This is a genomic window from Paenibacillus sp. EB106-06-01-XG199, assembly GCF_058791575.1.
Genome location: NZ_JBYTDQ010000009.1, coordinates 58,165 through 72,012 on the forward strand (window position 1 = coordinate 58,165; position 13,848 = coordinate 72,012).

The 13,848-nt window shown below is 51.9% G+C and carries 12 protein-coding genes; 10 read left to right on the forward strand and 2 right to left on the reverse strand.

Features of this window, described 5'->3' with window-relative positions; all coding sequences use genetic code 11:
* Positions 1-76 precede the first annotated feature (76 nt).
* The gene (locus AC3WT9_RS27110; RefSeq protein ID WP_341096853.1) at positions 77-991 is read right to left on the reverse strand and encodes a TetR/AcrR family transcriptional regulator; all 915 of its coding nucleotides are present in this window, start codon (positions 989-991) and stop codon (positions 77-79) included.
* Positions 992-1,218: 227 nt separating this feature from the next.
* Here AC3WT9_RS27110 and cls point away from each other — a divergent pair, with 227 nt between their 5' ends.
* On the forward strand, positions 1,219-2,727 hold the full coding sequence (gene cls / locus AC3WT9_RS27115) for a cardiolipin synthase (protein WP_341380025.1): 1,509 nt from the start codon (positions 1,219-1,221) through the stop codon (positions 2,725-2,727).
* Positions 2,728-2,801: 74 nt separating this feature from the next.
* On the opposite strand, the gene AC3WT9_RS27120 is transcribed toward cls, so the two are convergent.
* Positions 2,802-4,337: a phospholipase D family protein gene (locus AC3WT9_RS27120; RefSeq protein ID WP_492408259.1), complete on the reverse strand. Its 1,536-nt coding sequence runs from the start codon at positions 4,335-4,337 to the stop codon at positions 2,802-2,804.
* A gap of 256 nt (positions 4,338-4,593) precedes the next feature.
* On the opposite strand from AC3WT9_RS27120, the gene fni reads away from it, so the two are divergent.
* The 9 genes from fni to spoIIR all read left to right on the forward strand — a co-directional run bounded on the left by fni (position 4,594) and on the right by spoIIR (position 13,848).
* On the forward strand, positions 4,594-5,724 hold the full coding sequence (fni, locus tag AC3WT9_RS27125) for a type 2 isopentenyl-diphosphate Delta-isomerase (RefSeq protein WP_445745054.1): 1,131 nt from the start codon (positions 4,594-4,596) through the stop codon (positions 5,722-5,724).
* Between the two features lie 40 nt (positions 5,725-5,764).
* Complete coding sequence (locus tag AC3WT9_RS27130) at positions 5,765-6,235, forward strand: GNAT family N-acetyltransferase (RefSeq protein WP_341096845.1); 471 nt, start codon at positions 5,765-5,767, stop codon at positions 6,233-6,235.
* Positions 6,236-6,317: 82 nt separating this feature from the next.
* Positions 6,318-6,608, forward strand: a complete 291-nt coding sequence (locus tag AC3WT9_RS27135) for a hypothetical protein (RefSeq protein ID WP_341096843.1) — start codon at positions 6,318-6,320, stop codon at positions 6,606-6,608.
* Between the two features lie 175 nt (positions 6,609-6,783).
* On the forward strand, positions 6,784-7,884 hold the full coding sequence (gene ychF / locus AC3WT9_RS27140; protein WP_341096841.1) for a redox-regulated ATPase YchF: 1,101 nt from the start codon (positions 6,784-6,786) through the stop codon (positions 7,882-7,884).
* Between the two features lie 236 nt (positions 7,885-8,120).
* Positions 8,121-9,188, forward strand: coding sequence for a peptide chain release factor 1 (gene prfA / locus AC3WT9_RS27145; protein ID WP_076109669.1), 1,068 nt, complete (start codon positions 8,121-8,123; stop codon positions 9,186-9,188).
* Positions 9,189-9,213: 25 nt separating this feature from the next.
* The gene (locus AC3WT9_RS27150) at positions 9,214-10,230 is read left to right on the forward strand and encodes a N5-glutamine methyltransferase family protein (protein ID WP_342481996.1); all 1,017 of its coding nucleotides are present in this window, start codon (positions 9,214-9,216) and stop codon (positions 10,228-10,230) included.
* A 129-nt stretch (positions 10,231-10,359) separates the two neighbouring features.
* Positions 10,360-11,544 carry an FtsW/RodA/SpoVE family cell cycle protein gene (locus AC3WT9_RS27155; protein WP_342480755.1) on the forward strand — a complete coding sequence of 395 codons (1,185 nt, stop codon included), beginning with the start codon at positions 10,360-10,362 and terminating at the stop codon, positions 11,542-11,544.
* Between the two features lie 234 nt (positions 11,545-11,778).
* Positions 11,779-12,990: an FtsW/RodA/SpoVE family cell cycle protein gene (locus AC3WT9_RS27160; protein WP_341380018.1), complete on the forward strand. Its 1,212-nt coding sequence runs from the start codon at positions 11,779-11,781 to the stop codon at positions 12,988-12,990.
* 108 nt (positions 12,991-13,098) lie between these two features.
* Positions 13,099-13,848 (forward strand): stage II sporulation protein R, encoded by a 750-nt coding sequence (spoIIR, locus tag AC3WT9_RS27165; RefSeq protein WP_231578348.1) that lies wholly within the window; start codon positions 13,099-13,101, stop codon positions 13,846-13,848.

Below are 13,848 nucleotides of genomic sequence, written 5' to 3' on the forward strand. Positions count from 1 at the left end.
AAGCCTCTATTTATATTTACTGGCACTGCCTATCCGGACGTCTTCTCTCTGTTTCCACTTCCTTTGGTCTTAAGGGTTAATATAAACCGCATGTGTTCTGCATGTAAGGAGAAATCAGCTTATTCAGATCCTGCAGTTCCTTGTCCAGCGCAGGGTAGCTCTGCAGGTTGGACAGCATTCCCCGGACAATTGCCTTACGTGGATGTGGCATGAGAATCTCACTTTCCAGAATTCCCAGAGATTCAAGCCCTTCTTCCAGACTTTGCGTGTCTACGGCGGAAGTAGCGCTGAGCAATACCTTCATTTCTTTGATCAGCTGCAGCGGACTTTTGCGCGGGTTGTCTCCGTGTTCCTCCAGCCACTGTATGAGGAAAGCGGAGGAAATCAGGGGATCAGGCTTGCCGGCGAGCAGACCCGCGACAACGATGTCCAGCAGATCCATAAGATGGTCGGCCATACGTGCGATAGATACAGGCGATCCTTGATTGAAAATAACCCGGATATAGGAGTGGATCATCCCGCTCCCAAGCAGGCTTAGGTCTCCTGTATAAGCCAGAATATCGGGCCCGTACAGGGTTTCGAGTTTATTCTGGAACCAGGTCAGCAGGGGAGCGTTGCTCTTGCGTAGCCATTCCGGCACTTCCATTACGCCTTTTCCGGCAAATTCCTGAATTTGACGCTGCAAAAACTCGCGAAGCTCGTATACATGATTAAGCAGGATCTCGACCTGGTTGCGCAGCTTCTCCCGCGGGCTTCTCCGGCTCTCCAATTCCTCGCGCTGCAGGGGATCACGAATCATGCGGAAGCAATATATGTAAATGCTGCGTTCCAGCTCTTCCTTGGACTTGAACACCAGGTACAGGCTGCCCTTGGAGATTCCGCATAGCTCAGCAATTTCCTGCATAGAGGTGGAGGATGAGCCTTTTACAGCGAATAGCTGCATGGCTGTTTTGATAATCTGTTCTTTTTTGTTTGCGTTTTTGTCAATCACAAAGAGGTATAACTCCTTTCCTGACTATTGGGTTCTGTAAATGACTCTAAGGTCAAGCTGATTATATTATATAATTTGCGGCAATACAAATTCCTGTATGGAGAGTTTAGCTTATTATTGAAATTTTTGTTTTGCAGACGATTCCAGTAGGAAGAAAGAGATTATTCATGTAATATATAAATGTGTCATTTTAGTGATGTACGGAAGAAAGAGAAGGTAGGTTGCATATGAGAAGAGGATTGCAGGCGATAATCATTATCGGGGCTTTACTGGCATTTTATTATTTTGGTTTTGGTTTACTTGGAAGTACCGCCGGTACAATCATCAGTATTTTCTCCACGTTGACCGTCATTTCGATCGGTCTGGGGATTTTTATGGAGAATCGCAACCCCTCCACAACGATGGCCTGGATTCTGCTGCTTGCCCTGATTCCGGTAGTGGGACTCGTCTTTTATTTCCTGTTCGGACAAAATGTGTTCAAACGGCGTAAATATGATAAGAAGGCCCAGCGGGACCTCATGGCTTATGAACGGATTGAAAATGATGCCCTGCGGATGCACCAGGACTGGTCGGTCTTTGATCCTGCCCGCCAGAAGCTGCTGGGATTATCCCAGAGGCTCGCGCGGACGCCGATTTCTTTTAATTCAGAAACGCGGATTCTTACCAATGGGGAAGAAACCTTCGGCACTCTGCTGCTGGAGCTACGGCAGGCCCAGCATCATATTCATATGGAATATTATATTTTTCGGGCAGATCATATCGGCACCCGCATTCAGCAAATTCTGATCGAGAAGGCCCGTGCGGGTGTTACGGTCAGATTTATGTATGACGCTGTAGGAAGTATTCAGCTTTCCAAAGCGTTTCTTAAGGAATTAAGCGATGCAGGAGTGCAGGTTGCCTCATACGGCAACTCCACCTCTTTTTTCTCCAGCAGGGTTAATTACCGGAATCACCGCAAAATTGTTGTCATAGACGGCGATGTCGGATTTATGGGCGGGCTTAATGTTGGTGATGAATACTTAAGCCGCAGCAAAACGTACGGCTTCTGGCGCGATACCCACATGCTGCTCAGAGGCGAGGCAGTGCGTACGATGCAGATTATCTTTCTGCAGGACTGGATGCATACAACGGGTGAGAAAATACTGGAGCAGGACTACCTCTCGCCACAGCTGCGGTTCACAGCCGGGGATGGAGCTGTGCAGATTATTGCCAGCGGACCGGATAACGAACGGCGTGCGCTGAAGAATATCTTTTTCTCCATGATTACCTCCGCAGAGAAATCGGTCTGGATTGCCAGCCCGTACTTTATTCCGGATGAGGATATCTTGACCGCCCTGCGTGTAGCGGCAATGTCCGGACTTGATGTGCGGCTGCTGTTCCCCGCCAAACCGGATAAATGGCTGCCGTTTCTGGCGTCGCATTCCTACTTCCCGGCCTTGCTGGAATCGGGTGTGAAGATCTACGAATACGAGAAGGGCTTCATTCACTCCAAGCTGCTGATTACCGATGGTGAGATAGCCACAATTGGTACTGCAAACATGGACATGCGCAGCTTTCACTTGAACTTTGAGGTCAATGCGCTGCTGCTGCAGACAGAGAGCGTCTCCCGGATCGTTGCTGATTTTGAACGGGATCTGCTGTCAACCCGCCAGATTGTACATGAGACCTTCATGAATAAACGTCTCCTGGAGCGGATGCTGGAATCTGCAGCCCGGCTGATGTCGCCGCTGCTCTGAGTACGGAAAGATAACGGACAAGTAAAAAACCGCCGGAAGAAGCTGATTGCAGCTTTCCGGCGGTTTTCTGTAGATCAGAATGTTGTCAGACCCAAGCGGGTCTGCATACGGTAAATTATATATTTGAGCCAGGTCACCTCGCTTTGGTAATCCTCCAAGGGCAGGCTGTATTCCGCCCCCTCATTGTTCCAAATTGTGTTGAAGTAGCTCTCCATCTCCGCATAGAGCGGCTGATCCTGCGGCACGGACACCCAGAGATTATTCTCCAGATTATAGTCGTCCAGGTTGCGGGCCGTGAAGTTGGTGGAGCCGCCGAGGACGATTGAGCTGCCGGTCGCTTTGGCAATGAACAAGAGTTTGGTATGATACTGCTCCTTGCCCGTGTTGTACCAGCGGATAGCAATCTTGCCATCCGAACGCCGGTTTAGTTCCCAGGCCACCGGACGGTTCGGGATGCCGATTTTATCACGGCCAAAGGCGTTTTGGTTCGGGTCCAGCAGGAGGCGCACCTCTGCGCCGCGTGCGGATGCTTCCTGCAGTGCATCAATAATGGTGTCGTCGGCAAGATAGAACATGCCCATCCAGAGGATGTCGCCCTTCTGGGCCGCACGGATTCCTTCAAGGGCGTATTTGTTTACCTTGCCCTCGGTTAAATATCGTACCTCCAGCGGACCGCCTGCGGCAGTTTCGCTCCCCGTGAGTACGGGATCTTTGCTAAGCAGCGGACCTGCTCCGGACAGGTCTGCTGCGGCCTGCTCAGTCTTCAGGATATCAGCGATAACGGGACCGCTTACCTCCAGCGCGATATTGGAATGATAAGCACTGGCGTCATGGACATTGCCGGAGGATACCAGAGCTGTATTCTCGCTGACTACAACTTTGCGGTGATTGGCCTTTACATTCAGCAGCTTCATATATGAGCGGGCTGTGATATAAGGCCCTCCGCTGGCCATAAGATTAGGAATCCAGCCTGTACCGGTCTGCCCAAACCACTGGATAAAGGTCCGCCATACGGCTGAGTAGGCAGGAGTAGAGTCGCGCAGCGCGTCTACATCAGTCAGAATGACTTTAATTCCCGCGGCTTTCATCTCTTCCAGCAGAGGATTGGGGGCAGAGCCGTAATTAGTGTTGACCTCATCGGTGATAAAGACAACATCCATAGCGGGGTACGCTATTTTCTGCGCGATAAGCTTATCGGAAAGCTCCCGGCTGACCGCAGGAAACTGCTGATCCTTATGGGTATACCCATTGAACAGAAATAAGTCAACGACCAGAAACTCCCGCGATTCTTCGATAATTTGCAGTATCCTCGGCAGGATCTGCTCTTCCCGGTGCTGCGACCCGTTGTCGCCCTGGTAGGTTAAATCATGCCAAAAGTGCACATTTTGAACCTTGTACACCGGGCTTTCAGAAGAAAGGCCCGGAGGCAGCAGTTTATGGGTCTGGTAAATCATCACACCAGCCAGCCATAATACGAGCACAGCAGCAGCAAGCAGCCATAAGCGGCGGCTTGGGGGGAAGCGTTTTTTTGCAGCAAAGGATAAGTCCAATTCCATATTATAAGTAGATTGAAGGGTTGCGGGCATAATGGGATGTTTGCGTCGATTCATGGGTTAATCCTCCTGAGTATCCGCAGTGTCAAGCCAGTTCTTGTAGCCTGCGTTGGCATTGTAACAACCTATTAACACCCGTGGGGGAGAAGTGAAGCAGCAGCTGCCAAATCGACCAATCTACAGCTTGGCTGAACCTCTGATACCTTATGCCATTGTCCTGACGTGATACAAGGGGGGCCCTTTCTGTAAATTGCTCTGCGGCGATGCTATAATGAAGCATGCTATGGAAATGGAGGGAGTCAGGATGAATCATATGCCGCAGGATGAAGGGCCCCGGCAAGTAAAGGAACGGTTCAGCCCGGAGCCTGGCGGAGATCCGCAGACTGCAGACAGTGCAGGGCATACATCTCTGCTGCCTTCATCCACAACGGGTGAGCGCAAAATTGAGCATGTGCGCCTCTGCCTGAACGAGGAGGTCGGCGGCACCGGGATAACGAGCGGGTTCGAGCATTACCGGTTCCGGCATAATGCGCTTCCGGAGCTGAACTTTGACGATATCGCGCTGCGTACGACCTTCTTGGGGAGGGAGCTGCGCACACCGCTGCTGATCAGCTCCATGACCGGCGGGAGCAAGGCTACCGGGGCAATCAATGCCCGGCTGGCGGAAGCAGCCGAGCGCCGGGGCTGGGCGCTTGGTGTAGGTTCGGTGCGAGCAGCTGTGGAACGCTCCGAGCTGGCCGAGACCTTTCATGTACGCGGCATGGCCCCGGGAATTCCGGTCATTGCCAATATTGGCGCTGTGCAGCTAAGCTATGGATTTGGCGTGGAAGAATGCCGCCGGGCGGTGGAGATTGCCGGCGCCGACTGGCTGGTGCTGCACCTGAACGGGCTGCAGGAGGTGTTTCAGCCGGAAGGCAACACGGGTTTTGCTTCCCTGCTTCAAGAGATCGAGAAGGTATGCCGGACGCTTGAGGTGCCGGTAGGCGTGAAAGAAGTCGGCTGGGGCATCGACGGCGAGACAGCGGTCAGGCTGTACAATGCCGGGGCGGCTTTTATAGATGTGGCCGGTGCAGGCGGCACCTCCTGGAGCCAGGTCGAGAAGTTCCGCAGCAGCGATCCGGTGCGGCGCGCGGCGGCGGAGGCCTTTGCCGACTGGGGAATTCCCACCGCCGAATGCATTGCCGGGGTGCGGGCGGCTTCACCGCAGGGCGCGCTTATCGGCAGCGGCGGGCTGAGGCATGGAGTAGATGCAGCGAAGGCGCTGGCGCTTGGCGCTGATCTGGCCGGCTTCGGCCGGAATCTGCTAGGCCCGGCAGTACAGTCTGAGGAAGCGCTGGACCATGCGCTGGCACAGGTGGAGCTGGAGCTAAGGACGGCGATGTTCGGCATTGGCGCGCCGGATCTTGCAGCTCTGCGCGGCAACCCGCGCCTGATCCGCAAGTAGGGGCGAGCGAAGATTATGGAGTAAGGAAGGATTACAAATCATGATTAAATTAGTCCAAATGGACGAAATTGCTTTTCAATTTTTCTGGAGTCAGTCGACCCGCGATTATGCGGAGGATAAGATCAAAGCGGGGGCATGGGATGCCGAGACTGCGCTTAGGCAGTCTCAGGAAGAGATGGTGCGTTTCCTGCCCAAAGGACTTCACACCGACGGGGCCTACCTGTATTCTGTTATGGAAATAGAAAGCAATACTCAGGCGGGTTATATCTGGTTTAATGTAACGGAAGCACGCACGGGACGGGAAGCTTTCATCTATGATATTTATATTTTTGAGCCGTATCAGGGCAAAGGTTATGGCAAACAGGCCCTGCTTGCGCTTGATGAGTCCGCCCGGGAGATGGGGGTTTCCAAAATCGGCCTGCATGTCTTCGGCCAGAACAACCGCGCTTTCGAGCTGTACAAAAAGATGGGCTACCTCGTTACGGACATCACCATGTCCAAAACGCTTTAAGAAGCCCGGCTCATCGCAGCACACAGAGACCTCGTAAAGGGGTCTTTTTGGCATTCTCCAGAACGTTTTGGATTAGGAAAATGTGACTTATCTGATTAATTCGGATGAAAAGGAAAATATGATTGTCTTTAGAGCATGTCTTCAAAATGAAGTGCTCTGGGGAAGCAGGGAATTAGTATTGAAAGTAGGGTCCCTATTTGTGCTCAACTTTCCGGTGGTGCTTGGTCTGACTGCAGATGGACCGGCAAATGATGAATTCAAGACCTTGCCTGATGCTGTTGTGAATGCCGGAAAAAAACAGAGACTGGCACAAAGACGAAGCGATCCGGAAGGCACTGGTGGCTGCCTCAGGGCAATAAGCGCGGCGATCTAATGCCAGCCGTTTAACCGCCATGCGCAGCGAAAGGCCTGCTGCCACCGCCCTTTATCTGACACATCCCCCGGACATCCGCTGTTGCTGGAGATTTTGTTCTAATATATAATGGTTTAGATCAAGTCAGTAATTATGCGGGCGATCAATACAACCGAAAATAGGAGTTGTCATATAAATGGCTTTGAAAGCTGGAATTGTTGGACTTCCAAATGTTGGTAAATCCACTTTATTTAATGCAATTACGCAAGCGGGAGCAGAATCCGCAAACTATCCTTTCTGTACGATTGACCCTAACGTCGGTGTTGTAGAAGTGCCGGATGAACGTCTGAATAAGCTGACCGAGCTGGTGCAGCCGAACAAGACAGTTCCGACTGCTTTTGAATTTGTGGATATTGCCGGACTTGTGCGCGGCGCGAGTAAAGGCGAAGGTCTGGGCAACAAGTTTCTGGCCCACATCCGTGAAGTGGATGCCATTGTTCATGTCGTACGCTGCTTTGTGGATGAGAATGTAACGCATGTGGACGGTAAAGTGAACCCGATCAGCGATATCCAGACGATTAACCTGGAGCTGATTCTGGCAGATCTGGAAAGCCTTGAGAAACGGATTGAGCGGTCCCGCAAAAATATCAAGGGCGGCGATAAGAAGTATGCCCAGGAAGTTGAACTGCTGGAACGGATCAAGGAAGCCCTGTACGAAGATAAACCGGCACGCAGTGTAGAATTGTCCGATGATGAGCTCCTGATCGTGCGCGATCTGCATCTGTTGACCTTGAAGCCGGTGCTCTACGCGGCGAATGTGGGCGAAGATGAAGTGTCCAGTGCCGACAATAACCCGTATGTCCAACAGGTCCGTGAGTTTGCCGCTGCCGAGAATGCAGAGGTTGTGCCTATCAGCGCCAAAGTGGAAGCGGAAATTGCCGAGCTTGAAGGTGAAGACAAGGCGATGTTTCTTGAAGAGCTGGGCCTGCAGGAATCCGGTCTGAACCGCCTGATCAAAGCAGCCTACAAGCTGCTGGGATTGTATACGTATTTCACAGCCGGCGTGCAAGAGGTTCGTGCCTGGACCATCCGCCGCGGAACTAAAGCGCCTGGCGCAGCCGGTGTCATTCACACCGACTTCGAGCGCGGCTTCATCCGGGCGGAAGTTGTAGCGTACGCTGATTTGGTAGCCGCAGGTTCGATGAACGGTGCCAAGGAACGCGGACAGCTGCGTCTGGAAGGTAAGGAATATCTGGTACAGGACGGCGATGTCATGCATTTCCGTTTCAACGTATAACACGTATAAACAGTCTTGCTTTGCGTTTAAACGACAAGAAGGGGAGCCATTTCGGGGTGAATGTTCACCTCGGGATGGCTCCCTTTTATAAAAATCCCTCGAATCTATACGGGGGCACTGTAGCCAATTGGCATAATCGGTGGTATAATATAAAGTCGTATATCTATTTTTATTGTATCTAATAATGTAAACATTATTTATTGAATATGAAATTGAATCAGGAGAGGTGAATTCCCTTGTTGGACCGATTGCAATCCCTGGCGGACCGCTATGAGAAACTCAGTGAACTGCTTTGTGACCCGGATGTTGCAAACGACAGTAAGAAACTGAGGGACTATTCCAAAGAACAATCTGATTTGCAGCCTGCTTTTGAGGCTTATACCGAATATAAGAATGTAATGGAAGAGCTGGAAGCGGCAAAGATGATGCAGGCTGAGAAGCTCGATGATGAAATGAAGGAAATGGTCAAGATGGAAATCGACGACCTGTCCTCGCGCCAGACCGTGCTGGAGGAGAAGATCCGCCTTCTGCTGCTGCCTAAAGATCCTAATGACGAGAAGAACGTAATTGTGGAAATCCGCGGCGCTGCCGGCGGAGACGAAGCGGCTCTGTTTGCTTCCGATCTCTACCGCATGTATACCCGTTATGCAGACGCACAAGGCTGGCGCGTAGAGCTGATGGATGTGAATACAAATGATCTTGGCGGCTTCAAGGAGGTCATCTTCCTTATTAACGGCCGTGGTGCCTACAGCAAAATGAAATTCGAAAGTGGAGCGCACCGTGTGCAGCGTATTCCTACGACGGAATCAGGGGGACGTATCCATACGTCTACTTCTACCGTTGCAGTTATGCCTGAAGCTGAAGAATTTGAGATTGAGATTCATGATAAAGACATCCGTGTCGACACCTTCTGTTCCAGTGGTGCGGGCGGACAGTCCGTTAATACTACCAAGTCTGCCGTACGCGTAACCCATGTTCCTACAGGCATCGTGGCTACCTGTCAGGATGGTAAATCGCAGAACTCCAATAAGGAAAAAGCGCTGCAAGTGTTGCGTGCCCGGATCTCAGACTTGAAACGCCAGGAAGAGGAAGCTAAATATTCCGGCGAGCGGAAGAGCAAGGTCGGCACAGGTGACCGCAGTGAGCGTATCCGTACGTACAACTTCCCGCAGAGCCGGGTTACCGATCACCGGATCGGACTTACGCTGCACCGTCTGGAACAAGTAATGAACGGAGATATTACTGAGATTATCTCAGCACTGTCTATTGCGGAACAAGCGGAATTGATGGAAAAAGGAGAATAATGCTTTGAAACACGACTCTTATGTCATGCCTTACGTGCAAAGCATCCGGGAAGCCTTTGCGGAGGCTTCTTCTTTTTTGGCCGGACATGGATGTGTTGAGCCGCAGCGCAGTGCGCAGCTTCTGCTGGAGCATGTGCTGGGCCTGAGCGGGGCGGCGTATTATATGGCGCTGGCTGATCCCTTTCCGGCAGCGGTGAAGGATGCCTGGGAAGCCGGAATTACCCGACGTGCGGCTGGGGAACCGGTGCAGTATATTATTGGCGAGCAGGAATTTTACGGACGTGCCTTTGAGGTAACGCCCGATGTGCTGATCCCCCGGCCGGAGACAGAGCTGCTCGTCGAAGCCATCCTGCGCTACGCGGCGGAGCTGTGGCCGGATAGGATGGTGAATGCAGGAGCAGAAACGCGGGTAGCTGCTGACAGCTCCGTGCATGCAGGCGGTGCAGCCGGAGCTGAAGCGGCTGCACCCGGCACAGAGGCAGGCGGCAAAGAAGCCAGCCCCGGCAGCGGCGCAGGGGACGCTCGCGCCGCCCGTCCGCTGACCGCCGTCGATATCGGTGCCGGCAGCGGAGCGATCTCCGTCACGCTGGCGGCGGAAGCGCCGGCGTGGGTGGTCTGCGCCGGCGATATTTCGCCGGGCGCACTGGCGGTGGCCGCGCGCAACGCGTTGCGGCACGGCACGGCAGTGGACCTGCGGCTCGGCGATCTGCTCGAGCCGTTTGCGGGGATGGAGACGGATATTCTCGTCTCCAACCCGCCGTATATTCCCGGCGGCGACATCGCCGGGCTGCAGCGCGAAGTGCGCGAACATGAGCCGCGCACCGCGCTGGATGGCGGCGATGACGGGCTTGACCCATACCGCCGCATGATGGAGCAGCTGCCGCTGCTCCCGGCCCCGCCGCGGCTGGTCGGCTTTGAGCTCGGTCAAGGCCAGGCCGGGCAGGTGGCCGAGCTGCTTAAGGCGGCGGGCCACTGGAACGAGATCGTGACCGTTGACGATCTTGCCGGAATTCCGCGCCATGTGCTGGGCATCGCACGATAGGAAGCAGGAAAGTTAAGTGTTAGAAGATGGGATTTTATTTTTGCTGCCCCTTCCTTTACAATAGATTTTGACGGAACTTCCCTGCAGGCATGAATCTGGAAGAACCAGTACAGAGTAAGGAGACGGAATATGCTTCAGAAGATTAAAAAGATTGACGGCGTCATCGTAATGATTCTAGTGCTGTTGATGGTCGTCAGCATTTTTTCCATATACAGCGTTACGCATGGAAGGGAAAAACTGGACGGGGCACATCTCCGGATGATCAAATTTTATGTGCTCGGCATCATTGCTTTTGTCGGACTGACGTTTGTGGATTACCGGATACTCGTTAAATACGCTTTGTATATCTATATTACAGGGATCGGAATTCTGGTTCTGGTCAGCTTTGTGGGCGCAGAGCAGAATGGTGCCCAGGGCTGGATTAAGTTTGGAGGATTCAGTCTGCAGCCGGCGGAGCTGTTCAAGCTGATCCTGATTCTTTTTCTAGCTGCCGTGCTTGTCCGCAAGAACAGAAACAAACTCCGCTTCTGGAGTGATGTCGTACCATTGGGCCTGCTTACATTACTGCCGTTTATGATCGTCATCAGCCAGAATGACCTGGGTAACGCGCTTTCTTATCTTGTGATTCTGGTGGGGCTGCTATGGATCGGCAACATCAAATTCTCACATGCGCTCATTGGACTGCTCGTAATAGCCAGCGCTGCTACCGCAGGGATTATGAGCTATATTCACTATCACGATGAGATTAAGGGGTTCCTTGACGATATTGGGCGTTCACACTGGATTGAACGGTTTGATCCTTGGCTTGTGCCCGATAAAGCAACGGCCAAAGCGAGTTATCATACCAAAAACGCCAAATTGGCAATTGCCTCGGGCGGTATGAGCGGCGAAGGGTTTATGCAGGGGACTTCCGTACAGACGGACCGTGTGCCGTACACCTATTCCGACTCCATCTTTGTTGCGATTGCCGAGGAATTTGGCTTTGTCGGCTCGGCGCTGCTGCTGCTGCTTTATTTTATTCTGATTCACCGGATGATCCTGATTGCGCTGGAGTGCAAAGACCGGGGCGGGCCTTTCCTGATTGTAGGGATTGTCGCAATGATGCTGTATCAAATCTTCGAGAATATCGGGGCTTTTATCGGTTTAATGCCGCTTACCGGAATCACACTGCCGTTTGTCAGCTACGGGGGAACCTCGCTTATGATTAATATGGCCAGTATTGGCCTAGTCATGAGCGTGCGGCTGCATGGACAGGATGTTGAGGAGGATTTGCCGATATCTACTTTATACCCTTCCCCTGCCAAGCAGGGATAGTTTCGCTGCTAAATAACAAACCGCTGGAGAACATCTGTGCAGATGAACTCCGGCGGTTTTTTTTCTATGATTAGGTTCGAAGTGGGGGTGTAAGTGATCAGGAAGATTATGGGCCTAAACTATAAAATTGTATCCGGGCTGTAAAATGTTTTACAATGGGAATAAGTGGCTGCTATACTGTGTGGTTATGTAATACATAAGTCCAAAATCTGGATAACTTAAGGAGTTCGCCCTATGCTGCAAAGGCTCAAAAAAATTGACGGCGTCATCATTGTTATTCTGCTCTTGCTGATGTGTATCAGTATCTTTTCTATATATAGTGTCACCCAGGGAAGAGAAGGCATGGGCGGAATGCATATTCGAATGATCAAATTTTATGCGCTGGGTTTTGTTTCCTTTGCCGTGCTGATGATATTTGATTACCGCCTGCTCGTTAAATATGCGCTGTTTATTTATATTATAGGCATTGGGATCCTGCTGATGGTCAGCTTCTTTGGAAAGGTGAAGAACGGGGGCCAGGGGTGGATCGGAGTCGGTGAATTAAGCTTTCAGCCGGCTGAGCTGTTCAAGCTGATTCTGATTATTTTTCTGGCTGCCGTGCTGGTACGCAAAAATAAAAATCAGCTGCTGTTCTGGCGGGATGTCGTGCCGCTCAGTCTGATCGCACTGGTGCCCTTTCTTCTCGTCATCAGCCAGAACGACCTTGGCAATGCGCTGAGCTATCTCATAATTCTGTTAGGCGTCCTATGGATTGGCCATATTAAATTTTCACATGCCCTGATTGGGCTGCTTATTATCGGCGGCTCGGCGGCCGGCTTTATTTTGACCTATATTAACTATCATGATCAAGCAGTAGTTTTTATTAAAGAAACCCTCGGGCGCGATCATTTTATCAGACGCTTCGATCCTTGGCTCGTTCCCGATGTGGCGAGCAAGGATGCGAGTTATCAGACCCGGAATGCCAAAATTGCCATTGCCTCTGGAGGGATGAGCGGAGAGGGATACCTGGAGGGAAGCTCCGTGCAGAACAATATGGTGCCTTATTTGTATTCGGAATCGATTTTTGTGCAGATCGCGGAGGAATTTGGATTTGTTGGATCGGCTGTACTGCTGCTGCTCTATTTTATCCTGATTCACCGGTTGATTCTGATAGCCCTTGTCAGCAGGGACCGCGCAGGGCCGTTTCTCATCGTAGGGATTGTAGCCATGCTGCTATATCAGATTCTGGAGAATATCGGGGCGTATATCGGTTTAATGCCGCTGACGGGAATTACCCTGCCCTTCATCAGCTTTGGAGGAACCTCGATTCTGATTAATATGGCCAGCATGGGCATTGCCATGAGTGTGCTTTTATACGGGCAGGATATGGAAGAGGATCTGCCGATGCTTGCCTCTCCCTCAGCCCCTGCCGGCAAATTAAACAGCATGATTCCATTCGTGAAATAGCGCATATCCATCTGCTAATTATAAATTAATAGATTGCTAGGTTTGCAGCCTCTCTTCCCTGGACATACTAGGGACATAAGAGTTTCATAGGGAGAGGGGCTGCGGGAGATGGATGTCAATAAACCGGGAATACAGGATTCCTTGCGCGTAACCGTTAAGTATACTGCCATTTTAGTTTGTTTTTTTATGATCCTGATGATGGCCTGGGAAGGGCAAAAAAGTGATGCGGCGATAGCGGAGGTTACTATTCCTCAGGATTCGATCCGTTTGCGCATTCTGGCGAACTCGGATATGACGGGCGATCAGCTGGTCAAACGCCAGATCCGGGACTCCATTGTTGAACAAATGAACCAGTGGGTAGCGGAACTGGAAGATCCCCAGAGCCTGGAGCAGGCGCGGACATTGATCCGGGGCCATCTGCCGGAACTCAATGCGCTTGTCGCGGACGAACTGGAAAAGCGGGGGATTGAGTACACCTATAAGGTGGAACTGGGTGTGGTTCCTTTCCCGACCAAAATGTACGGTGGTACGGTGTATCCGGCCGGGGAATATGAAGCGGTACGGGTTACGCTCGGTGCAGGCAAAGGGCAGAACTGGTGGTGCGTACTGTTTCCGCCGTTATGCTTCATTGATGCAGGCTCAGGAGATGCGGCTGCCTCCGCCAAAGGAGCAAAGACTGTTTCCGCTGCTGGAGCGGAGGATGGAGCCAAGGTGAAGGCTGCGGAAGCGGGCAAGGTGACAACCGTTTCAGCTGAGAATGGCAATGGAGATGAACAAGCTTCGGCCCCGAAAGTGCGGTTCTTTATCTGGGAGCTGCTGCACAATCTCTGGAGCTGGATCAGCGGATTATGGTCTTGA